General features: G+C 71.6%; 20 protein-coding genes. 12 read left to right on the forward strand and 8 right to left on the reverse strand.

The window, feature by feature from the left end; genetic code table 11:
* Positions 1–24: 24 nt before the first annotated feature.
* On the reverse strand, positions 25–939 hold the full coding sequence (locus tag JGS22_RS18900) for a class I SAM-dependent methyltransferase (protein WP_211042446.1): 915 nt from the start codon (positions 937–939) through the stop codon (positions 25–27).
* A 504-nt stretch (positions 940–1,443) separates the two neighbouring features.
* On the opposite strand from JGS22_RS18900, the gene rpsA reads away from it, so the two are divergent.
* From rpsA to JGS22_RS18925, 5 genes are all read left to right on the forward strand, one after another.
* Complete coding sequence (gene rpsA / locus JGS22_RS18905; protein WP_211042445.1) at positions 1,444–2,961, forward strand: 30S ribosomal protein S1; 1,518 nt, start codon at positions 1,444–1,446, stop codon at positions 2,959–2,961.
* A 168-nt stretch (positions 2,962–3,129) separates the two neighbouring features.
* On the forward strand, positions 3,130–4,077 hold the full coding sequence (locus JGS22_RS18910) for a proteasome assembly chaperone family protein (RefSeq protein ID WP_211042444.1): 948 nt from the start codon (positions 3,130–3,132) through the stop codon (positions 4,075–4,077).
* A gap of 98 nt (positions 4,078–4,175) precedes the next feature.
* A complete protein-coding gene (gene coaE / locus JGS22_RS18915) occupies positions 4,176–4,769 on the forward strand; it encodes a dephospho-CoA kinase (protein ID WP_211042443.1) in 594 nt (197 codons plus the stop codon).
* A 107-nt stretch (positions 4,770–4,876) separates the two neighbouring features.
* Positions 4,877–5,269: a tetratricopeptide repeat protein gene (locus JGS22_RS18920; protein WP_211042442.1), complete on the forward strand. Its 393-nt coding sequence runs from the start codon at positions 4,877–4,879 to the stop codon at positions 5,267–5,269.
* Between the two features lie 227 nt (positions 5,270–5,496).
* The gene (locus JGS22_RS18925; protein ID WP_236074130.1) at positions 5,497–6,171 is read left to right on the forward strand and encodes an HNH endonuclease family protein; all 675 of its coding nucleotides are present in this window, start codon (positions 5,497–5,499) and stop codon (positions 6,169–6,171) included.
* 115 nt (positions 6,172–6,286) lie between these two features.
* On the opposite strand, the gene JGS22_RS18930 is transcribed toward JGS22_RS18925, so the two are convergent.
* Together JGS22_RS18930 and JGS22_RS18935 are read right to left on the reverse strand one after the other, a co-directional pair.
* Complete coding sequence (locus JGS22_RS18930) at positions 6,287–6,778, reverse strand: NUDIX hydrolase (protein ID WP_211042441.1); 492 nt, start codon at positions 6,776–6,778, stop codon at positions 6,287–6,289.
* Positions 6,779–6,976: 198 nt separating this feature from the next.
* The gene (locus JGS22_RS18935; RefSeq protein WP_308405749.1) at positions 6,977–7,612 is read right to left on the reverse strand and encodes a TetR/AcrR family transcriptional regulator; all 636 of its coding nucleotides are present in this window, start codon (positions 7,610–7,612) and stop codon (positions 6,977–6,979) included.
* A 129-nt stretch (positions 7,613–7,741) separates the two neighbouring features.
* Between JGS22_RS18935 and JGS22_RS18940 the strand changes: the two genes are divergently transcribed.
* The 3 genes from JGS22_RS18940 to JGS22_RS18950 all read left to right on the forward strand — a co-directional run bounded on the left by JGS22_RS18940 (position 7,742) and on the right by JGS22_RS18950 (position 10,483).
* On the forward strand, positions 7,742–8,635 hold the full coding sequence (locus tag JGS22_RS18940; RefSeq protein WP_211042439.1) for an SDR family oxidoreductase: 894 nt from the start codon (positions 7,742–7,744) through the stop codon (positions 8,633–8,635).
* Positions 8,632–9,861, forward strand: a complete 1,230-nt coding sequence (locus JGS22_RS18945; RefSeq protein ID WP_236073206.1) for an MBL fold metallo-hydrolase — start codon at positions 8,632–8,634, stop codon at positions 9,859–9,861. The genes JGS22_RS18940 and JGS22_RS18945 overlap by 4 nt, the downstream gene beginning before the upstream one ends.
* A 145-nt stretch (positions 9,862–10,006) precedes the next feature.
* Entirely contained in the window at positions 10,007–10,483 is a 477-nt protein-coding gene (locus JGS22_RS18950) for a type II toxin-antitoxin system PemK/MazF family toxin (RefSeq protein ID WP_211042438.1), read from the forward strand.
* 151 nt (positions 10,484–10,634) lie between these two features.
* On the opposite strand, the gene JGS22_RS18955 is transcribed toward JGS22_RS18950, so the two are convergent.
* Positions 10,635–11,909: a CapA family protein gene (locus tag JGS22_RS18955; RefSeq protein WP_211042437.1), complete on the reverse strand. Its 1,275-nt coding sequence runs from the start codon at positions 11,907–11,909 to the stop codon at positions 10,635–10,637.
* 144 nt (positions 11,910–12,053) lie between these two features.
* Positions 12,054–12,827 carry a class I SAM-dependent DNA methyltransferase gene (locus JGS22_RS18960; RefSeq protein WP_308405750.1) on the reverse strand — a complete coding sequence of 258 codons (774 nt, stop codon included), beginning with the start codon at positions 12,825–12,827 and terminating at the stop codon, positions 12,054–12,056.
* A gap of 167 nt (positions 12,828–12,994) precedes the next feature.
* Between JGS22_RS18960 and JGS22_RS18965 the strand changes: the two genes are divergently transcribed.
* Positions 12,995–13,711 carry a PIG-L deacetylase family protein gene (locus JGS22_RS18965; protein WP_211042447.1) on the forward strand — a complete coding sequence of 239 codons (717 nt, stop codon included), beginning with the start codon at positions 12,995–12,997 and terminating at the stop codon, positions 13,709–13,711.
* On the opposite strand, the gene JGS22_RS18970 is transcribed toward JGS22_RS18965, so the two are convergent.
* The 3 genes from JGS22_RS18970 to JGS22_RS18980 all read right to left on the reverse strand — a co-directional run bounded on the left by JGS22_RS18970 (position 13,699) and on the right by JGS22_RS18980 (position 17,196).
* Positions 13,699–15,270 carry an MFS transporter gene (locus tag JGS22_RS18970; RefSeq protein ID WP_236073207.1) on the reverse strand — a complete coding sequence of 524 codons (1,572 nt, stop codon included), beginning with the start codon at positions 15,268–15,270 and terminating at the stop codon, positions 13,699–13,701. The two genes, JGS22_RS18965 and JGS22_RS18970, sit on opposite strands and share 13 nt — an antisense overlap.
* Positions 15,271–15,347: 77 nt before the next feature.
* Positions 15,348–16,010, reverse strand: coding sequence for a methylated-DNA--[protein]-cysteine S-methyltransferase (locus tag JGS22_RS18975; protein ID WP_211042435.1), 663 nt, complete (start codon positions 16,008–16,010; stop codon positions 15,348–15,350).
* Between the two features lie 85 nt (positions 16,011–16,095).
* Positions 16,096–17,196 carry a glycerophosphodiester phosphodiesterase gene (locus JGS22_RS18980; protein ID WP_211042434.1) on the reverse strand — a complete coding sequence of 367 codons (1,101 nt, stop codon included), beginning with the start codon at positions 17,194–17,196 and terminating at the stop codon, positions 16,096–16,098.
* A 145-nt stretch (positions 17,197–17,341) separates the two neighbouring features.
* On the opposite strand from JGS22_RS18980, the gene uvrB reads away from it, so the two are divergent.
* From uvrB to JGS22_RS26450, 3 genes are all read left to right on the forward strand, one after another.
* Complete coding sequence (gene uvrB / locus JGS22_RS18985) at positions 17,342–19,486, forward strand: excinuclease ABC subunit UvrB (protein WP_211042433.1); 2,145 nt, start codon at positions 17,342–17,344, stop codon at positions 19,484–19,486.
* A 158-nt stretch (positions 19,487–19,644) separates the two neighbouring features.
* The gene (locus JGS22_RS18990; RefSeq protein WP_211042432.1) at positions 19,645–20,223 is read left to right on the forward strand and encodes a TerD family protein; all 579 of its coding nucleotides are present in this window, start codon (positions 19,645–19,647) and stop codon (positions 20,221–20,223) included.
* Positions 20,224–20,495: 272 nt separating this feature from the next.
* On the forward strand, positions 20,496–21,234 hold a 739-nt coding region (locus JGS22_RS26450), incomplete at its 3' end, for a TerD family protein (RefSeq protein WP_236073209.1).

Below are 21,234 nucleotides of genomic sequence, written 5' to 3' on the forward strand. Positions count from 1 at the left end.
CGTGAGGGCGGTGTGGGCACCGGCCTACCCTCGCGCGTCCGCCGTGCACGCCGGCTCCCGGGGCCCGTCAGCGCGTACGCAGACGAAGATCGCGGTGCCCGGGACCAGGTTTCCGCGCAGCGGCGACCAGCCGCCCCACTCCTGCCGGTTCCACTGCGGCCACTCGGGCTCGACCAGGTCGAGCAGGGTGAAGCCGGTGGCCGTCAGATCGCGCACCCGGTCGCCGAGCGTGCGGTGGTGCTCCACGTACACCGCGCGACCCTGCTCGTCCTGCTCCACGTACGGCGTCCGGTCGAAGTAGGAGGCGGCCACGCTGAGCCCCTCCGGACCCGGTTCGTCCGGCAGCGCCCAGCGGATCGGGTGGGTGAGCGAGAAGACCAGCCGGCCGCCGGGCCGCAGCACCCGGTGGACCTCGTGGAGCACCGTGCGCGGATCGGCGACGAACGGGAGGGCGCCGTAGGAGGAGCAGACGAGGTCGAAGCCGCCGTCCACGAAGGGCAGCCGCCCGGCGTCGGCCTCGACCAGGTCGACGTTCTCGGCGCCGATTCGCAGCGCGTGCTGCAACTGCCGGTGGGAGACGTCCAGTGCGACCGGACGCGCGCCCCTGGCCGCCAACCACCGCGCGCACTGGGCGGCTCCGGCGCCGAGTTCCAGCACTCGCGCACCGCGAAGCCCGGCCGGATCGCCGAGCAGTCCGGCCTCGTCCTCGCTCAGCCCTTCGGGGCCCCAGACGAACCGGTCGTCCCCGAGGAACCGGCCGTGCTCCTGCTGGTAGTCGTCGGCGTTCCGGTCCCACCAGTGCCTGCTGGCCCGGGCGCTCTCCGGCGCGTCCGCGACGCGTCGTACGGCGGTGGTGTCATCGGGTTCGTGCCCGGCCGGGGGGAGGTGCGTGTCCGCCGGGGCGGGGGTCGCCCTGCCGGTCGTCTCGTGGTGCGTCATGTCGTCCATCTGTAGGGGTGCGCGCCCCTTCGGGAGCGGCGTGCACGAGTGCGGAAGCGGTGGAGGTGCCCGCTGCGGCGGGCCCGGCAAGGCCGCGCCGCAGCGGCGTGCCGGCGTGCGGGAACGGCGCCGGGGGAGCCGGGGTACGCAGGTCGCGGGCTGTGCCGTACCGTGGGCAACGCTTGAGCTCACGGGAGCAACTGGCGCCGGGCGTTGCCGGTTTCAGGTGATTGGCCTCGCCTGTCGCAAACGCGCATTGACCCCGCCCAGCTGCACCCGTATGCTACAAGTTGCGCTGCGGGTCTGCGTGCGCCTCGGACGGAGCAGGCCGCGCTTGCATCGGTTGTATGTCCTCTCGGTTGTCGAGGCGCTCCCTCGTACGTCGTTCGAACGGCGTGGAGAATTTGAGCGCCTCTCAGGCTGTCCGGCTTCGGCGGTGTGGAAACGGGCTCTCGGCGTAGCAGTACCTACGACGTATCTGTCCGTACCGGAGCCCTTAACCACATGACGAGCAGCACCGAGACCACCGCCACCACCCCGCAGGTTGCGGTCAACGACATCGGTTCCGAGGAAGAATTCCTCGCCGCGATCGACGAGACGATCAAGTACTTCAACGACGGCGACATCGTCGACGGCGTCATCGTGAAGGTCGACCGGGACGAGGTCCTGCTCGACATCGGTTACAAGACCGAGGGCGTCATTCCGTCCCGCGAGCTTTCGATCAAGCACGACGTCGACCCCAACGAGGTCGTCGCCGTCGGTGACGAGATCGAAGCCCTTGTTCTCCAGAAGGAGGACAAGGAAGGCCGCCTGATTCTCTCGAAGAAGCGCGCCCAGTACGAGCGTGCCTGGGGCACCATCGAGAAGATCAAGGAAGAGGACGGGATCGTCACCGGTACCGTCATCGAGGTCGTCAAGGGTGGTCTCATCCTCGACATCGGCCTGCGCGGCTTCCTCCCGGCCTCCCTGGTCGAGATGCGTCGTGTCCGCGACCTCCAGCCCTACGTGGGCAAGGAGCTCGAGGCCAAGATCATCGAGCTGGACAAGAACCGCAACAACGTGGTCCTGTCCCGCCGTGCCTGGCTGGAGCAGACCCAGAGCGAGGTCCGTCAGACCTTCCTCACCACCCTCCAGAAGGGTCAGGTGCGCTCCGGCGTCGTCTCCTCCATCGTCAACTTCGGTGCCTTCGTGGACCTGGGTGGCGTCGACGGTCTGGTGCACGTCTCCGAGCTGTCCTGGAAGCACATCGACCACCCCTCCGAGGTCGTCGAGGTCGGCCAGGAGGTCACGGTCGAGGTCCTGGACGTCGACATGGACCGCGAGCGCGTCTCCCTGTCGCTCAAGGCGACCCAGGAAGACCCGTGGCAGCAGTTCGCCCGCACCCACCAGATCGGCCAGGTCGTCCCCGGCAAGGTCACCAAGCTGGTGCCGTTCGGTGCGTTCGTCCGCGTGGACGAGGGCATCGAGGGTCTGGTCCACATCTCCGAGCTGGCCGAGCGCCACGTGGAGATCCCGGAGCAGGTCGTCCAGGTCAACGACGAGATCTTCGTCAAGGTCATCGACATCGACCTCGAGCGTCGTCGCATCAGCCTCTCGCTGAAGCAGGCCAACGAGTCCTTCGGCGGCGACCCGATGGCCGTCGACTTCGACCCGACCCTGTACGGCATGGCGGCGTCCTACGACGACCAGGGCAACTACATCTACCCCGAGGGCTTCGACCCCGAGGCCAACGACTGGCTCGAGGGCTACGAGAAGCAGCGCGAGGAGTGGGAGCGCCAGTACTCCGAGGCGCAGACCCGCTTCGAGCAGCACCAGGCGCAGGTCATCAAGTCGCGCGAGGCGGACGCCCAGGCCGAGGCCGAGGGTGCCACCGCGGGCAGCCAGCCGGCTCCGTCCAGCAGTGGCGGCGGCCAGGGTGGCGGCGGCTCGTACTCCTCGGACTCCGGTGACGACTCCGGTGCGCTGGCCTCCGACGAGGCGCTCGCCGCGCTTCGCGAGAAGCTGGCCGGCGGCCAGAGCTGACGCTCTGCCTCCACGCTCCGCCCCTCAGGGAGCGGCTGTGAGCGGTCGAAGGGCCCGTTCCCCGTACGCGGGGGGCGGGCCCTTCGCCTGTTCGCGGCGGCTCCGGGGAATAGCCTTGCCCGGCGCGGGCGTTGACGAGTCCGTAAGCGATACGGAGGGGCGAGAGCTGTGCGTGATCCACGCGAGTTGTACGAGTGGGAGCCGTCGGGGCTTCGTGCCGTGGAGGGCATCATCGACCGCGGTGTGGGTGCGGGCCTGACGATGCTCTACCACTTCGAGGGCTTCATCGACGCCGGCGGCGTGGGCGAGCAGATCGTCAGCGAGGTGCTGGAGCGCCAGGAGTCGCAGGTTGTGGCGCGGTTCGACACCGACCGCCTGGTCGACTACCGCGCCCGGCGACCGTTGATGACCTTCCACCGCGACCGCTGGACGGAGTATCAGCGCCCCGAGCTCGTCCTGCGCCTCGTCCGGGACGGCGCGGGTGCCCCGTTCCTGGTGCTGTCCGGGCCGGAGCCGGACGTCGAGTGGGAGAGCTTCACCGCGGCCGTGTCCGGGATGGTGGAGCGGCTGGGCATCCGGCTCTCCGCCACCTTCCACGGAATTCCGATGGGCGTCCCGCACACCCGCCCCGTGGGGCTGACCCCGCACGGCAGCAGAGCCGAGCTGGTGCCCACCCAGCCGCAGTTGTTCGACGAGGCGCAGGTGCCGGGCAGCGCGGCGGCCCTGCTGGAGTACCGCCTGACCGAGGCCGATCACGGGGTGCTGGGCGTCGCCGCCCACGTGCCGCACTATCTGGCCAGGTCCGCGTATCCGGATGCGGCGCTGGTCGCGCTGGAGGCCGTGACGGCCGCCACCGGGCTGGTGCTGCCGTCCGTCGCCCAGGAGCTGCGTACGAAGGCACGGCGCACCCAGGTGGAGATCGAGCGCCAGCTCGCCGAGGGCGACGAGGAGTTGAGCGCGGTGGTGCGCGGCCTGGAGCAGCAGTACGACGCCGTGGCCGGAGCCCGGACCCGGGGCAGTCTCGTCGCGGAGTCCGCCGATCTGCCGTCGGCCGAGGAGCTCGGCGAGGTGTTCGAGCAGTTCCTCGCCGAGCGCGAGCGCGACGCCGGCGAGTGAGGCGGCCGACGGCTCCCGGTGCGCCGGCGCGGCGCCCCGCACCGGCGGGCCTCCTCCCGCCGCCGGGGGCCGGGCGGGGCCGTGGTTAAGGTGGCTCCATGCTGAGTGTGGGTTTGACCGGCGGAATCGGCGCGGGCAAGAGCGAGGTGTCCCGGCTGCTCGCCTCCTGCGGCGCGGTCGTGGTCGACGCGGACCTGATCGCGCGCGAGGTCGTGGAGCCGGGCACCCCCGGACTGGCAGCGGTGGTCGGCGAGTTCGGGAAGGGCGTCCTGCTCCCGGACGGCCGGTTGGACAGGCCGGCGCTCGGCCGGATCGTGTTCGCCGATCCGGACCGTCTCGCCGCGCTGAACGCGATCGTCCACCCCCTGGTGGGCGCGCGCAGCGAGGAGCTGAAGGCGGCAGCCGGTGAGGACGCGGTGCTGGTGCACGACGTACCGCTGCTGGTGGAGAACGGCATGATGCCGCTCTACGACGCCGTGGTCGTCGTGGACGCCCTGCCCGCGACGCAGCTGGACCGGCTGGTGCGGGTGCGCGGTATGAGCGAGGATGACGCCCGCGCCAGGATGGCGGCACAGGCGGACCGTGAACAGCGCCTGGAGGTGGCCGATTTCGTGATCGACAACGACGGCCCGCTGGCGGACCTGGAGCCCGCGGTGCGTCGGCTGTGGCAGCAGTTGCTCGAACGCCCCTGATCCGCCGCCCGGTCGGGGGAGGGATCGGCGAGGGCCCGACTGGGACCGCGGCCCACGGGGAATGACTTCGACGTGGATGTCGTTGACACCCGGTGAGGAGGTTTGTCATGCCGACGCCAGAGACGTACGTCATCGACTACCGCGCGGCGGAGCATCTGCTGGATGCGCGCGACCCCCGGGGCGCGATCCAGCTGCTGGACGCCGTGATCGCCGCCTACCCGGAGCACACCGCCGCTCGGCTGCTGCGGGCCAGGGCATTCTTTCTCGGCGCCCAACTGCGTGCTGCCGAGATGGAGTTCGGCTATGTACTGGAGCGCGAGCCGGACAACGCGTTCGCGCACTTCGCGCTGGCGCGCACGCTGGAGCGGGCGGCGCGGCCGGAAGAGGCCAGGCGCCACTTCCGGTTGGCGGCGGCCCTGGACCCCCGTCCCGACTTCGTGGCGGCGGCAGGTTTCGAACGGGGCGCGGAGGGCGGCAGCCCGCCTCCCGAGCCCCGCTGACCTCTCGCACCTCGCCGGCCCCGGGCACTGTGCCCGGGGCCGGCGAGGTGCGAGACCACCGCAGCTGTGAGCTGTGCGGACCCGGCTGCGGACGGTGACGGGGCTCGCTAGGATCTTGCCGGTACCTCACCCGAGTCCCGTTCGCCCACGCCCTGTTGGGATGCCCTCCTGTGATATCTGGCCGCGCCGCGCTGCGCCCTGCCGCCGTCCTCGCTCTCTCCGCACTCCTGCTGACCGGCTGCACCACGGAGAGCAAGGACTCCCCGAGCGACGACAGACCCGACACCGCGGGCGGTGGAGCGGTCGAGGCCCTCGCCGAGCTCGAGGTCCGGGGGTCGGCGGACAGCTCCGGCTACGACCGGAGGAAGTTCGGTTCCGCCTGGGCGGACGTCGACGGCAACAGCTGCAACACCCGCAACGACATTCTCCGCCGCGACCTTGCGGACGTCGGGCTCGACGAGGACGACTGCGAGGTGGCGAACGGCACCCTCGAAGTCGACCCGTACACCGGGGACCGGGTCGAGTTCACCGCCGGACGCAGCAAGGTGGACATCGACCATCTGGTGCCGCTCTCCGACGCCTGGGAGAAGGGGGCGGGCGAGTGGGAGCCGGCCAAGCGCATCGCGCTGGCGAACGACCCGCTCAACCTTCTCGCCGTCGGGGCCTCACCGAACCGGCAGAAGGGCGACAAGGACGCGGCCGAGTGGCTCCCGGCGCACGAGGCGTACCACTGCGAGTACGTCGCTCTCCAGATCGCGGTGAAGCGCAAGTACGAGCTGTGGGTCACCAAGGACGAGCACAAGGCCATGTCGACGGTGCTGGAGGGCTGCTCGGACCAGAAGCTCCCCGAGCCGGGCGAGGCGCCGACGAGCGCCCCGGACCGGTTCGGCGCCCCGAAGTGAGTCGGTGGGAGCCGTCGGGAGCCCGGAGCGGGGCGCCCGGCCGGCTCCCACCACCGGGCGCCGTCGCCCCACGGGGCTCCCGTGTGTGCCCGGGGCTCCCGCATGCGCCCCGGGATCAGCGGCGCGGCGGGGGCGGTACGTAGCCCAGGTCGACCGGGGGCAGCCGGTCACCGCCGGTGGCGCGCTGCCGGCCCAGCAGCGCGGGCAGCTGAGGTGGCCACAACTCCTCGGTGGTGGCGGTGAGTTCGGCGTGCGTCCACCAGCGCCAGCCGAGCATCTGCTCCGCCTCGTGCGTGGTCGAGTCGGTCGGCTCCCGGCGCGGGCCGTGGGTGAGGTAGATGTGTTCGTGCTGGCGCACCGGTGTTCCGTTGCGGCAGAAGTCGTGCTCCCAGGTGCACAGCAGCGCGCCCGGCTCCAGGTCGTACCAGCCCGTCTCCTCGCGCAGTTCGCGCAGGGCGCCCTCCTGCGGGGTCTCGCTCTCCTCGAGTCCGCCGCCGGGCATCGCCCAGTGGCGGCCGACCTCCACCTGGTCGTCGTAGCGGAAGAGGAACACCGCTCCTTCGGGGTCGAGCACGGCCACCCGGGCGGCTCGGCGGGGAGTACGCATCAACTGTCTCCGTCGTCAGCTGTCTTCGGTCCACCGCCCGGTCGCCGTTGCGGGGAACACCCGTACGAACCGGTCGGTCGACCGAGTCTGCCGCCGGAGGGCGGTATCCGTCGAGTCGGCGAACTCCGGTGCCACCGCGGGGCGTTCCTCGCGGTGCCGGACGGAACTGCCGGTGTCCGCCGCGGGCGGCGGAGGCTGTCAGCGCAGTGCGCCCAGGAAGAGGCTGGTGCAGACCCCGACGATCTGGTCCCGGTCGCGGCTGTCGCCGGAGCGCTCGGGCGCCGGCGTCCGTGACACGAGCAGTTCGTTGACCCCGCCGACCAGTGCCACCGCGATCATGCCGAGCCACTGCCGGTCCTTCTCCGGGGCGTGCGACTTGCCGAGGTCGGCGATGAAGTCGGCGAACTCGTGGATGACCCGGTGCCGTCTGCTCTCCAGACGGGCGCTCGCGCCGACCACCTCGACCAGGACGACCCGTGCCTTGCGGGGGTCCTCCGACAGAACCCGGACGAAGGTGCCCAGGCCCGCGGTGATCTGGTCCTCCATCTCGGGGCCCGCCTCCGCCACGGCGGCGAAGGTCGCGGTCTGCGCCTCCTGCACGAGCTCCTCGTAGACGACCGCCAGCAGCTCCTCCCGGTCGCGGACGGCCTCGTAGAAGTAGCGCTCGGTCAGCCGTGCTTCGCCGCAGATCGCGCGCACGGAGGTGCCCGCGTAGCCCTGGGTGCCGAAGAGCTCCAGACCGGCCTCGATGAAACGGGCCCGTCGTTCGGCTCTGCGCTCGGCCGCGTCCTGTCCGCCGTAGCGACGGCCGACGGCGGGGGCTGACTCCGTCACTGCTGGTCCTTTCTGCGGGCTCCGAATGTGTTGACAGCATGCCTCAATCATCTGACACTCATCTTTGTCAGATTGTGCGTGGCGCCTTGCCGCCGTTCTGACCTGTGAAGATCGCCGGGGAGCCGTGACATGAACAGAGCCAGGACACGTACGGCCGGACCTCCCGGCCGTACGCTCGCAGGCAGAGTGATCGCCGTGACCGGTGCCGGCCGCGGTATCGGCCGCCGGGTCGCCGAAACGCTCGCCGCCGCGGGTGCGCAGGTGGCGCTCGGCGATGTGGACTTCGACTCGGCCCGGGCCGCCGCGCGGGAGATACGCGACGCGGGTGGATCCGCCGAGGGCTACGCGCTGGACGTCACCGACGCCGATTCCCTCGAGGCGTTCTGGGACGGCACCGAGGAGCGCTTCGGCCCGATCGACGTCTTCGTCAACAACGCCGGGATCATGTGGGTCGGCCACTTCGCGGACGAGCCGGACATCGCCGCCCGCCGCCAGTTCGACGTCAACGTCCACGGTGTCCTCGCCGGCACCAGGCTCGCCGCGCGCCGGATGCGGCCCAGGGGCGGTGGTCACATCGTCACCGTCGCCTCCGCCGCCAGCCGGCTCTCCCCGCGAGGCGAGGCGACGTACGCCGCCACCAAACACGCCGTCTACGGATTCAGTGTCGCGGCCCGTGCCGAACTGCGGGGCAGCGGTGTGGAGATATCGCTGGTCATGCCCGGCGTCGTCGACACCGAGCTGGCCGTCGGCACCAGTCAGGGCGCAACGCGCAGGCTCACTACCGCCGATGTCGCCACCGCCGTACTGCGCGTCGTGCGCCGGCCGCGCCCCGAGACGTTCGTCCCCCGGCACCTCGCGCTGGTGCCCACCGTCGCGGCCGTACTGCCCGCGCGGGTGCGCGCCGGACTGCTGCGCGCCGTCGTCCCCAACCAGCTCGCCGACGGCGACCCCGCCGTACGCGCCGACTACGAGAGCAGAACCAGCGGCAGCCCATCCGGCACCGCGGAAGGGCCCCAGCGATGAGCACCGACCACACAGGCAGCACCGACAGCACCGACAGCACCGACGCCGCCGACAGCACCGAGACCGCCGTGAGCGCCGACAGTGCGAGCAGTCCCGTGCCGGTCGCCCCCGCGAGCGCGGCGGCGAGCGGAGGGCTGCCGGGTGGCATCCGTACGATCCCGGAGTTCGCCGGGGTGCGCGAGGTCTGGCCGCGCGGGGACCGGCTCGCCGCTGTCCGCGCGGCTGCCGAGGCCTACCGCGAGAGGTTCCGCAGTCAGGGCGAGATCACTGCCGTGCGCACCTTCGACATCGCCGCCGCGCCGTACCCGACCAAGTTCGCCTTCAACGGCTCGGCGCTCGCGGTGAACCCCTTCGTGAACATCGCCAACCGGGTGCTGGTCGTGCGCTACCAGGACTTCGAGGGCAATCCGCGCACCCTGGTGTGGGAGCCGACCGTCGCGGCCGGCTCCCGAGAGGCGCCCTACTACGCGCAACTCCAGTCGATCTTCGGCGACTTCCTCAGCAACCGGGTCTTCACCCGCTACTACCACGAGCCCGAGGACGTGCTGCCGCTGTGCGGAGTGCGCCCGGAAGAGGTCGACTACGTCAGCTTCGACCATCTGCACGTCCAGGACGTACGGATGATCATGGGCAGTTCCAGGGCGTTCCCCGGTGAGCGCACCCCGCCCGCCGCGCTGTTCCCGAACGCCTCGATGCTGGTCCACCGCAAGGAGCTGGGCACCTTCGAGTCCCCCCACCCGATGCAGTGGGCCTGGTACGTCGACGGCGGGATGGACGGCGTTCCGGAGGAGCGGGTCGTCCCCTTCGAGGGGGACATCGAACTGGGCGTCGGCATCAGCCTGGTGTGGACGCCCGGGCACACCGACGGCAACCACTCCCTGGTGCTGAACACCCCGGACGGCATCTGGGTCTCCTCGGAGAACGGCGTGGCCGCCGACAACTGGCAGCCCGAACTCTCCCGCATCCCGGGTGTGAAGCGGCACGCCCGGTTCTTCGGCCGCGAGATCGTGCCCAACGCCAACACCCTGGAGGATTCCCTCGACCAGTACGACTCCATGGTGCTGGAGAAGACCCTCGCCGACCCGAGCAGGCGGGACCCCAGGTGGCGCCAGGTGCTGCCGTCCTCGGAACTGGTGCGCTGGAAGCGGCAGTGGCCGGTCGTGCCGACCTTCACCCACGGCGGACTGAACCACGGCAGCTTCTCCCGTTCCGGAGCTGCCGGTTGAGCCGCCAGGGCTGTCGGCGGGAGACCGTCCGTTCGGCGGTCGCCCGCCCGGCCACGGCGGGGGAGCCGGGCGGGCGACCCTCGACGGACTGCCGGCCGCCACCTGACCGTCGAGGGATTGTCGACATCGCAGTACGGTAGGCACCGTGACCCTGCCGAAGAACATCCACAGCGCCGACCGCCACGCCAACTCCGCGCCGAGCCCGGGCAGTTCGGGTGCACATGCCACGGTCGAGGTGCGCGGCCGGGACATCGTCTCCGTGCGCACCAGCTACGCGCCCGACCCCGACGGCGACCCCGATCCGGGGGAAATCGTCTGGACCTGGGTGCCGTACGAGGAGAACGACGGCCGCGGCAAGGACCGTCCGGTCCTCGTGGTCGCCGCCGAGGAGGGCGGAACGGTGCTCGGCGTCCAGCTGACCAGCCGCAGTCACGACGACGACCACGAGTGGGTCGGGATCGGCAGCGGGCCGTGGGACCGCGAGGGCCGGGAGAGCTGGGTGGACCTGGACCGCGTCCTTCGCATACACGACGACGGAATGCGCCGCGAGGCCTGCGCGCTGGAACGGGACCGCTTCGATCACGTCGTGCAGCGGCTGCGGGAGCGCTACGGCTGGCGCTGAAGCCCCGCCCGCACGGGGCCGGCCCGCCGGGTCTGCCCGCCGGGACGGTCTGCCCGCCGCACTGCCGTTCGGGGCCGGGGTTCCGCCCCGGCCCCGTCTCCGGCTCGGATCCCCGGCGGGTTGCGCGGTGGCCGGCCCGGCGGACGCGGGGTCAGCGAGACGCCCGCAGCCCGTCCTTCGCGGCGCCCCGGGCCAGCACCGCCCTGGTGATCAGATTGCGTGCGCGGACGTACCGGGCCCGTTCGTCCGACGACACCTCGGTCGACGACACCTCGGTCGACGACGCCTCGTCCGACGACGCCTCGGGCACCTCGGTGAGGTCCACCAGCCTGAAGTCCGGTTCCCCGACCACGAGATGGGGCGTGAACTCGGCCGCGCGCACCCGCCACTCGCCGCCCCGGCGGCTCGGCGGAGCGAAGGCGAACCGCGCCGTCGACCCCATGCTGCCGCGCGGGTCGCTCATCTCCCCGGCGAGCTGGTCGCCCATGCCGTAGACCACCCAGGTGCCGTTGACCTTCTCGTACGCCTGCGGCACATGGGCGTGCGTGCCGAGGATCAGGTCGACGACACGCCGGCCGCCGTCCCGGGCTGAGGTGAGATGCCGCGCCAACTCCAGCTGCTCGTCGTCCGGTTGCTCCTGCCACTCGGTCCCCCAGTGCATGCTGAGCACCACGACGTCGGCGCCCGCCCGTCGGGCCGCCCGGGCGTCTTCGAGGATGCGCACGGGGTCGGTGCGGTTGACCAGCCACGGCCGGGCCGCGTCCAGCGGGATCCCGCGTGAATCCGCGCCGACATTGGTGCCGTAGGTGTAGGCGAGGTGGGCCACCGTGGCGCCGCCGGCCCGCAGCAGCGGGGGAGCGGCACGTTCGGCTGCGGACCGGGCCGAACCGGAGTGGCGCAGCCCGGCCGCGTCCATCGCGTTCAGGGTGCGGGTCACACCGGCCGGTCCGGCGTCCAGCGTGTGGTTGGAGGCGGTGGAGCACGAGTCGTACCCCGTGTCCCGGATCGCACCGGCGATCTGCGGCGGAGTGCGGAAGGCCGGATAGCCGGTGAACGGGCCGCGAGTCGCGGCGTACACGGTCTCCATGTGGCAGATCGACAGATCCGCTCCGTGAGCGAGCGGGCGGGCCGCGGCCAGCATGGGGCGGAAGTCGAAGCCCTGGCCGTCGGCGTCCTTCCGGGCCTGCTCGATGATTGCGTCGTGCGGCAGGATGTCGCCCGAAGCGACCAGGGTGAACCCGTCGCGCCCGTTCGTACGGTCCTCGGGGGCGTCCGGCGCTCGGGACGAGTCCCGCTGCGTGTGCGGCGCGCCGCTGCCGGTCGTGGCGGGCGGCTGGTCCGGGCCGGCGCAAGCGGTGGCCGCCAGCAGCAGTGCGCAGCCGACCGCTGCCCTCCGATGCTGTCCCTGACGTCGGCGTCTCAACATGGGTGGACTGCCTCTCGATCGGCTCCGTGCTGACAAGTCGAGAAATCCACTCATCTGCACGGAGTTGCGTGCCGCGGGCAGCCACGCCGCGGGCGTCGCGCGATCAGCGCACAGGCGGCCGGCCCTCGTCGGCGACGCGACCGCCTAGCGGTGCCGCAGACGGATCTTCGACTGCCGGTGCGGACGCTCGTCCCAGTCCGGCATCGCACACGCCCGCAGTCCGTGCGCCTCGGCGAGCTCCAGCAACGTGGAGGTGCGGTAGTAGAAGTCCTCGCGCAGCACCTGGTGCTCCTCGCCCTCGGTCCGGTTGTAGGTGAAGTCGAAGAAGCCGCCGGGAGCCAGCACTCTGCCCACGTGGGAGAAGCACTCGGCCATCACGTCCAGGGGCGAGTGCGAGAAGACGCTGTGCGCGTGCACCACGGTGAAGTGCCCGGCCGGCAGATGAGCCAGGCGCAGATCGTTGACCAGCGTCAGATACGGCAGCTTCTCCCGGAGGTCGTTGCGCACGAGCGTCTGCTGGGCGGCGAGCAGGATCTCGGGGGAGATGTCGACACCGTGGTAGTGGCCCGGCCGCAGGTGGTCGATGAAGAGCCGCCCGGCGCGCAGGTTGCCGCAGCCGATCTCCAGCATCCGGTCCTCGGGCGTCAGGCCGTGCTCTCGCAGATAGTCGAACTGCATCTGTCCCAGCGCCAGCCATCTGCCGTGGGTGGCGCTGCCCACCGCTGCCTCCGCGCTGCGTGTTGCGTCGTCGCGCATCACCCCCCGGTAGTACGCGACGTGGTCGCGGCCGGCCCGACGCCCCAGACGCACGTCCCGCAGCAGTCGCCGCAGATGGGCGGGCACCCTTGAAGGGTTCCTGGCGGCGTAGCGCAGCCGATGGGCGAGTGTGGCGCGGTTGGTGCGAGCGGGCTTCGACACGGGCGGCCCTCCTGTGGGTGTGCTGCCCGTCCGGACAGTCCGTCGCTGCCGGCGAAGGGGCGGATGTGCGCGACCGGGCCCACCCTGCCGTGTCACCATCCGTAGCAGCGCCCGGCGCGGCCGGGCCGCAACCCAAGGAGGCACCCGTGGCGGAACGACTCCCGGCCATGCCCACCGACTGGCAGCGGGCCCTCGCCGTCGTGGCCCACCCGGACGATCTGGAGTACGGAGCCGCGGCCGCGGTGGCGCACTGGACCGACCAGGGCAAGGACGTCGCCTATCTGCTCGTCACCAGGGGCGAGGCGGGCATCGACACCATGGACCCGGCCGAGGCCGCCCGCGTGCGGATCGACGAACAGCGGGCGAGCGCCGCCGTGGTCGGGGTGGAGACCGTCGAGTTCCTGGACCACCGGGACGGTGTCATCGAGGAGGGCGTGGCGCTGCGGCGGGACATCGCCGGGGCGATCCGGCGCCACCGCCCCGAGCTGGTGCTCACCCTCAACGCCTCCGACACCTGGGACGGCGTCCACTGGAACTCCGCCGACCACCGGGCCACCGGCCGCGCCACACTGGACGCGGCGATGGACGCGGGCAACCGCTGGATCTTCACCGAGCAGCTCACACAGGAGGGCGTACGGCCCTGGGACGGTGTGCGCTGGGTCGCCACCGCGGGCGACCCCGGAACCACTCATCTCCAGGAGATCACCGACCACGACATCGAACGCGCTGTCGCCTCGCTCGCCGAGCACCGCGCCTATCTGACCGCCCTCAGCGACCGTGAACCGCTCGTTTACGCGCGGGAGTTCATGGCCGAGGTGCTCGCGGGTACGGCAGCGCTCGGCGACGGTGGCACGGCGCTGGGCTTCCGCCTCTACGAGCGCTGACGACCGCCGGCGCCGGAGGTGTCGGCGGTGCCGCCGTCCGGGGCGTCGTCCGTGCTGCCGTCGCGGCCGGTGACCGCGGTGCCGGGGCTGCTCGTGGTGACCGCCGTGCCTGCAGTGCCGGGGCTGCTTGTCGTGCCGGCGCTGCCGGGGTCAGTGGGGTTGGGGGCCGGGCTGCCGCGGCCGAGCAGGGCCAGCGCGGCGACCGGCAGCAGGAGCGCGGCGGCGAGCGCGTTGAGCAGACCGTAGCCTGCGCCCGCGACCACCAGCCCGGAGGCCGCCCCGCCCAGCCCGGCGCAGGCGTTCATCGACAGATCGGACAGCCCCTGCACGCTGGGGCGGAGCTGTGCGGGCACGCTGTCCGTCAGCAGCGCGGACCCCGCCACCAGCCCGGCCGACCAGCCCAGCCCCAGGAGGAACAGCCCCGCCGCGCTCTGCGCGTGGCTGCCGCCGGACGTACCGGCGAGCAGAGTGGCGCACGCCAGCAGCGCCACCCCCAGTCCGATCACCGAGATCCTGCCGACCGCGTCCGCGAGCCGGCCCATCACGGGCGAGAACGCGTACATCCCGGCGATGTGACCACTGAGCACGAGGCCCACCAACTCGATGTCCGCCCCGTGGTGGGTGAGGTCGACCGGGGTCATCACCATCACCGAGACCATCGCCGTGTGCGCGCCCGTGATGGTGACGAACGCCAGTCGCGCACGCGGCGAGGCACGTACGGCTGCCACCGCGGCCCGCAGCGAGCGCTCGCCCTCCGGCTGCGCCCCGCCCGCCTCGTGGCGCGCCAGGCGCTGCGCGGTGAGCAGGGGGTCCGGTCGCAGCAGCGACCAGACGACCAGTGCCGCGACGACGAATATCGCCGCGCCCCAGGCGAACGGTCCCGCCGCCTCCGGTATCCCCAGGCCGCTCACGCTGCGCCCGGCCGGACCGGCGATGTTCGGACCGGTGACCGCGCCGATGGTGGTCGCCCACACGACCATCGCGATGGCCCGGCCACGCTGGTCGGGGGCGGCCAGGTCGGCCGCGCTGAAACGGGCCTGGAGGTTGGCCGACGAGCCCGCCCCGAACGCCGCCATGCCCAGCAGAAGCAGCGGGAAGCTCTCCACCACGGCGGCGAGCACCACCACCGCGCCGCCCACCGCACCGATGGCGTACGCCAGGGCCAGGCCGGGGCGTCTGCCGCGCGCAGCCATCAGCGCGGCCAGCGGCAGCGACAGCACCGCCGTGCCGAGCACCGAGGAGGTGGTCGCGAGGCCCGCGAGCGCCCGGGAACCGCTGATCTCCTCCGCGAGCACCGCGGCGAGCGCGAGGGAGACCGCGACTCCGAGCCCGCCGAGGATCTGGCTGATCACCAGCACTGTCTGGGTGCGACGCCGCAGGGCCGCGAGGTCGATAGAGCCCGGTGCCGCGCCCTGCTCCGCCCCGCCCCGGGCTGTCTCCACCGCTGCCGGGGACGCCTGCACAGCCACCGCCGCGGACGAGGGCGGCGGCGCCGAAGGCGGACCCGGTGGCGGGACGGGGGAGTCCGGAGAGGGCGAGGAGGCCGGGGGCGTGGTCATCCGGCGCATTGTGTCAGCACCGTCAACGGAGCACACCACTGTCCGCCGGAAGTGCGCCGCACCCCGGGACGCGGGAGTCACTCGAAGAGCGGCGGCGGAAGAACGCCCTCCAGCGCCAGCAGGCTCCGCTTGGTCTCCAGACCTCCGCTGAAGCCGCCGATTCCTCCGTCGCTCTCCACCACCCGGTGGCAGGGCACCACCACGGGAAGCGGGTTGGCGCCCATCGCCACACCCACCGCCCGTGCTGCCCCCGGCTCGCCGACCGCACGCGCCAGGTCCTGGTAACCGGTGACCCGCCCGTACGCGACGGTGCGCGCCAGTGTGCTCAGCACCCGGCTGTGGAAGTCGGACAGCAGCGACCAGTCCAGCGGCACGGAGAACTCCCGGAGCGTGCCCGCGAAGTAGGAGTCCAGCTCCCGCGACGTGCGTCTCAGCACCTCGACGGCGCCATCGTCGTCCACGGCTCCCGCCCCGGCACCCGTCTCGCCGGCGGCTCTTGCGCCCGGCTCGCCCGCCGCGCCCTGGCAGTCCTTGTCGCCCGGCCCGGCGGGGCGCTCGCGCAGTGCGACGGGCTGCGCGCGGAGCCGCTCCGCGAGCCGGCGCAGCGTACGCGAGACGGTGGGCTCGGCGGCGTGGAAGGCCACGGTGACGAGGCCCGTGGTGGTCGCGGCGAGGAGCAGCGGGCCGATCGGGGCATCCCTGACAGTCCACCAGAATCTCGCCGTCGGGTTCTCCGGCATGGGTCAGACCCTAGAGGCGGGCACTGACAGTCCGCCGCCGGCGACCCCTCACCGGCGGCGGACTGTCGTTCATGAGAGGCGCCGCTCAGCCCCGTGCGGCCTGCCCGTCGCGGGGGGCGATGCCGACGGCGTCCGTTTCGGAGTCCGTGCCGAGGGCGTCGTCCGCAACCCTGTCCTCGTCGGCGGCGCCCGTCTGTGGCGCGGTGTCCCGGGCGGCGGCCATGGCGTCGCGGACGACGTCCGGGCGGTTGGAGATCACACCGTCCACTCCCATTCCGGCGAGCTTCGCGGCGGTCGGGCCGTCGTCGACGGTCCAGGTGTAGACCTCCATCGGCCTGCCCTGCGCGCCCCGCAACCGCTTGACGGCCCGTACGTACTCCTTGTCCACCTCGGTGTACCGGGGGTTGATCTGGTCGGCGAACTCCGCGTAGGTGCCCAGCTGGGACACCGCGGGCTTGCCGAGGAACCCGGTGGTCACCCGGGGAGCCAGCCCGTGGACGGAGCGCACGGAGTCCGCGTCGAAGCTCTGCACCACCAGGTCCTCGCGCTTGCCCGCCCGCAGCCAGCCCTCCGCGCGCAGCTCCTCGACGACCTCCTCCTCGATGCCCGGGTAGAGCTCGGGCTTCTTCAGTTCCAGAAGCAGCTTCTGGTTGTTCTCGCCGATCCGGTCGAGGAACTCCCCGAGGGTCGGGATGCGCTCACCGGAGTACTCGCGGGCGAACCAGCCGCCGGCGTCGAGCTGGCCCAGCTCCTGGGCGGTGAAGTCGCCGACCTTCCAGGGAGCTCGGTCGGGGAAGACCTCCTCGACGTTGGTGGTGCGCTCCAGCGTCTCGTCGTGCACGACGACGAGTTCGCCGTCCTTGGTGCGCTGGACGTCGTTCTCCACCCACTCGACGTCCAGGTCCCTGGCCTTGTCCGCGCCCGCGAGGGTGTTCTCCGGGGCGTAGGCCGAGGCTCCCCGGTGCGCCACGACGCGGGGAGCGGCGGCAGGTGCCCGATTGGTGAGCAGGTCGGAGACGGGCTGCCGTCCGCCCGCTCCCGCTCCCGCTGCCCGGTCGTCGGTGTGCGGATGGGGGGTGGAGGGCAGGAGCTCACCGAGCGGCGCGGCCTGAGCCGGGGCCGCGGTGAGCCCAAGTGCGAGGACACCCAGAAGCGAGCCGGTCAGGACTGCGGGGCGACGGGACACGAAATCTCCTCACGTCTGCTGGTGCGTTGCGCTGCACTGGACGAGACGAGACTCACCGCCGGCGGCGACGGGAGCGTGGGCGCCGGGTTGGGGGCCGGTGGCCGTCGGCTGAACATTGTCAGTGGTGCGCCGTACGGTGGAGAACATGCGGCCCGTTTCCGAGATCACACGCAAGGTGGCGCCTTTCGAGGTCGTCAGTCCCTTTCAACCCAGTGGTGACCAGCCCACCGCGATTGCCGAGTTGGCACAGCGCGTGGAGGCCGGTGAAAGGGATGTGGTGCTGCTCGGCGCCACCGGCACCGGAAAGTCGGCGACGACCGCGTGGATGATCGAGAAACTTCAGCGTCCGACGCTGGTGATGGCGCCGAACAAGACCTTGGCGGCGCAGCTGGCCAATGAGTTCCGCGAGCTCCTGCCGAACAACGCGGTGGAGTATTTCGTCTCGTATTACGACTACTACCAGCCCGAGGCATACGTCCCTCAGTCCGACACGTACATCGAGAAGGACTCCTCGATCAACGAGGAGGTCGAGCGGCTGCGGCACAGCGCGACGAATTCGCTGCTGACCCGCCGCGACGTCGTCGTGGTCGCCTCGGTGTCCTGCATCTACGGCCTCGGCACCCCCCAGGAGTACGTCGACCGGATGGTCTCCCTGGAGGTCGGCCAGGAGATCGACCGGGACCAGCTGCTGCGCCGCCTGGTGGAGATCCAGTACGCGAGAAACGACGCCTCCTTCACCCGCGGCACCTTCCGGGTGCGCGGCGACACCATCGAGGTCATCCCGGTCTACGAGGAGCTGGCCGTCCGGATCGAGATGTTCGGGGACGAGATCGAGAGCCTGTCCACCCTGCACCCGCTGACCGGCGAGGTGCTGGGCGAGGACCAGGGTGTCCACATCTTCCCGGCCACCCACTACGTCGCCGGCGAGGAACGCATGCACCGGGCCGTCGCCGGGATCGAGGCCGAGCTCCAGGAGACCCTGGCTCGGATGGAGAAGCAGGGCAAGCTCCTCGAGGCGCAGCGGCTGCGCATGCGCACCACCTACGACCTGGAGATGATGCAGCAGATCGGCACCTGCTCCGGCATCGAGAACTACTCCCTGCACATCGACGGCCGCGAGCCGGGCTCGCCGCCGCACACGCTCCTGGACTACTTCCCCGAGGACTTCCTCCTGGTCATCGACGAGTCCCATGTGACGGTGCCGCAGATCGGCGCGATGTTCGAGGGCGACGCCTCCCGCAAGCGCACCCTTGTCGAGCACGGGTTCCGCCTCCCGTCCGCGATGGACAACAGGCCGCTGAAGTGGGAGGAGTTCCAGAAGCGGATCGGCCAGACCGTCTATCTGTCGGCGACCCCGGGCAACTACGAGCTGTCCCGCGGCGACGGACACGTGGAGCAGATCATCAGGCCGACCGGACTGGTCGACCCCGAGGTCGTCGTGAAGTCGACGGAGGGGCAGATCGACGATCTGGTGCATGAGATCCGGACCCGCACGGAGCGGGACGAGCGCGTTCTGGTCACCACTCTCACCAAGAAGATGGCCGAGGACCTCACCGGCTACTTCCTGGAGCTCGGGATCCGGGTGCAGTACCTGCACAGCGACGTCGACACCCTGCGGCGGGTGGAGTTGCTGCGGGAGCTGCGGGCGGGCGAGTTCGACGTGCTGGTCGGGATCAACCTGCTGCGCGAGGGCCTCGACCTCCCCGAGGTCTCGCTGGTCGCGATCCTGGACGCGGACAAGGAGGGGTTCCTGCGTTCGGGCACCTCGCTGATCCAGACCATCGGCCGTGCCGCGCGGAACGTCTCCGGCCAGGTGCACATGTACGCGGACAAGGTCACGCCTGCCATGGAGCGGGCCATCGACGAGACCAACCGCCGCCGTGCCAAGCAGATCGCCTACAACGAGGCGCACGGCGTCGACCCGCAGCCGCTGCGGAAGAAGATCGGTGACATCGTCGACCGCATCGCGCGCGAGGAGGTCGACACCGAGCAGCTCCTCGGCAGCGGCTACCGCAAGGGGAAGGACGCGCGCACTCCCAAGGCGCCGGTGCCCGACCTCGGCGGCGCGGGTCGCAAGCAGGCGGCACAGGGCAGGAAGGCCGGGCAGCCGCCGGGCCGGATCAGCGGTTCCGAGCCCGCGGCCGAGCTCGCCGCGCTCATCGAGGAGATGACCGAGCGGATGCGGGCCGCCGCCGCCGATCTCCAGTTCGAGGTCGCCGCTCGGCTGCGGGACGAAGTGAGCGAGCTGAAGAAGGAGTTGCGGCAGATGCGCGAGGCGGGAATCTCCTAGTCGGGCCGCTGGGCGCCGAGTTGTGGCGCTCCCTCCGGCTGTGTTGCAGGAGCGCCACAAAACCGGGGGGCCGGTGGGGCGGATACGCCGAAGTGCGTAGGGTTTTGTCACGGCCGTCGGAGAGGACGGCCGTGTGGGAAGTCGAGAGGGGTACTCACGTGACGGTCAACTTGTCCAAGGGGCAGGCGATCAGTCTTCAGAAGTCCGACGGTGGCACGCTCACCGCCGTTCGCATGGGCCTTGGTTGGCAGGCTGCGCCGCGGCGCGGTCTGTTCGGCAAGCGCACCAAGGAGATCGACCTGGACGCCTCGGCGGTGCTCATCGCCGACAAGCAGCCGGTCGACGTGGTGTTCTTCCGTCACCTGACGAGCGACGACGGTTCGGTGACCCACACCGGGGACAACCTGGTCGGCGGCGCCGGTCAGGGCGGCGACGACGAGGCGATCCTCGTCGACCTCCAGCGGGTGCCGGTCCACGTCGACCAGATCGTCTTCACCGTGAACTCCTTCACCGGTCAGACCTTCACCGAGGTGGAGAACGCCTTCTGCCGTCTGGTGGACGAGACCAACGGCCAGGAGCTGGCGCGCTACACACTTGCCGGTGGCGGCCCCTACACCGCGCAGATCATGGCCAAGGTCCAGCGCGAGGGCAGCGGTTGGTCGATGAAGGCTCTCGGCGAGCCGGCCAACGGCCGTACCTTCCAGGACCTGATGCCGGCGATCCTGCCGCACATCTGAGCCTCAGCGCCCTGCATGTCGTGTGGCCCGGTGGATCGCTCCGGGCCACACAGCTGTTCCACCTCCGGGCGGCGGAAGCCCGTGCAGGTCGGCCCCGGCCCCGTCGGGCGCGCCTGGCGGGCGCTTCGCCCGGCCGTTCGCCGAGCTGAGCCGGCTCGCCGTCCCCTTCGCCGAGAACCGGCCGGCACGGCGTGCGTGAGCGGACCACCACCGAGACCACCACCGAGACCACGAGCACTACCGAGCGACTGAGAAGACGAGAGGGCGCCACGATGACGGCCGAGCTGGTCAGAGGCGAGAACCACGTTCTGGCGGGCGCCCGGCTGGAGATCCGCATCTCCGCCGGGGAGCCGGTGCTCGCCGGTGCCGTCCTCGTCGACAGCGCCGGCAGCACCCGGGGCACTGACTGGTTCGCGCACCCGGGGGCCCCACAGCTGCCCGGCCTCGAAGTGCCGCGGCAGGCCGCCGTCAACCACCGCCTCGCCGTCGATCTCGAAGCGCTGCCGGAGGACGCCACCCAGGTCAGAGTGCTGCTCGCGCTGCCGCAAGGTGCCGGTGGCCCGCTCTCGTTCGCCTCGCTCGCCGCGCCGTACCTCGCGGTGACGAGCCTGGAGGGTGCGGAGCTGGCCAGCTACACCGTCATCGGGCTCGGCAGCGAGTCCGCGGTGATCGCCATCGAGCTCTATCGGCGCGGCGGGAGTTGGAAGGTGCGCGCGGTCGGCCAGGGCTACGCCGACGGGCTGGGTGCGTTGCTGCACGACCAGGGGCTGCCGCAGAGCGCGGAGTTGGCGAGCGGGATCCACGCCGCCGTCGCCGGCGCAATGGCCCGTTCCGTGCCTGCTCCGCCGCGGCAGACCGCGCCGGTCGGTGGCGAGCCCGCGGACAACGGCGCCCAGAGCCCCGAGGGGACCCGCTCGCAGCCCGGCGTCACCGGTTCGCAGTCCGGCACACCGACCCCCGGCCCCGGAGCGACCGCTCCGCACGGAGGCGTCAACTACCAGCACCCCGGCC

It is taken from the genome of Streptomyces tardus, from assembly GCF_018101125.2.
GTDB lineage: Bacteria > Actinomycetota > Actinomycetes > Streptomycetales > Streptomycetaceae > Streptomyces > Streptomyces tardus.

Excerpts from the sequence above, each read along its gene's own strand:
- JGS22_RS18975 (WP_211042435.1), bottom strand. The coding sequence starts at position 16,010 with ATGCCGGAGAACCCGACGGCGAGATTCTGGTGGACTGTCAGGGATGCC.
- JGS22_RS18945 (WP_236073206.1), top strand. The coding sequence starts at position 8,632 with ATGAGCACCGACCACACAGGCAGCACCGACAGCACCGACAGCACCGAC.
- JGS22_RS18940 (WP_211042439.1), top strand. The coding sequence starts at position 7,742 with ATGAACAGAGCCAGGACACGTACGGCCGGACCTCCCGGCCGTACGCTC.
- JGS22_RS18930 (WP_211042441.1), bottom strand. The coding sequence starts at position 6,778 with ATGCGTACTCCCCGCCGAGCCGCCCGGGTGGCCGTGCTCGACCCCGAA.
- rpsA (WP_211042445.1), top strand. The coding sequence starts at position 1,444 with ATGACGAGCAGCACCGAGACCACCGCCACCACCCCGCAGGTTGCGGTC.
- uvrB (WP_211042433.1), top strand. The coding sequence starts at position 17,342 with ATGCGGCCCGTTTCCGAGATCACACGCAAGGTGGCGCCTTTCGAGGTC.
- JGS22_RS18965 (WP_211042447.1), top strand. The coding sequence starts at position 12,995 with ATGCCCACCGACTGGCAGCGGGCCCTCGCCGTCGTGGCCCACCCGGAC.
- JGS22_RS18970 (WP_236073207.1), bottom strand. The coding sequence starts at position 15,270 with ATGACCACGCCCCCGGCCTCCTCGCCCTCTCCGGACTCCCCCGTCCCG.
- coaE (WP_211042443.1), top strand. The coding sequence starts at position 4,176 with ATGCTGAGTGTGGGTTTGACCGGCGGAATCGGCGCGGGCAAGAGCGAG.
- JGS22_RS18920 (WP_211042442.1), top strand. The coding sequence starts at position 4,877 with ATGCCGACGCCAGAGACGTACGTCATCGACTACCGCGCGGCGGAGCAT.
- JGS22_RS18955 (WP_211042437.1), bottom strand. The coding sequence starts at position 11,909 with ATGTTGAGACGCCGACGTCAGGGACAGCATCGGAGGGCAGCGGTCGGC.
- JGS22_RS18900 (WP_211042446.1), bottom strand. The coding sequence starts at position 939 with ATGACGCACCACGAGACGACCGGCAGGGCGACCCCCGCCCCGGCGGAC.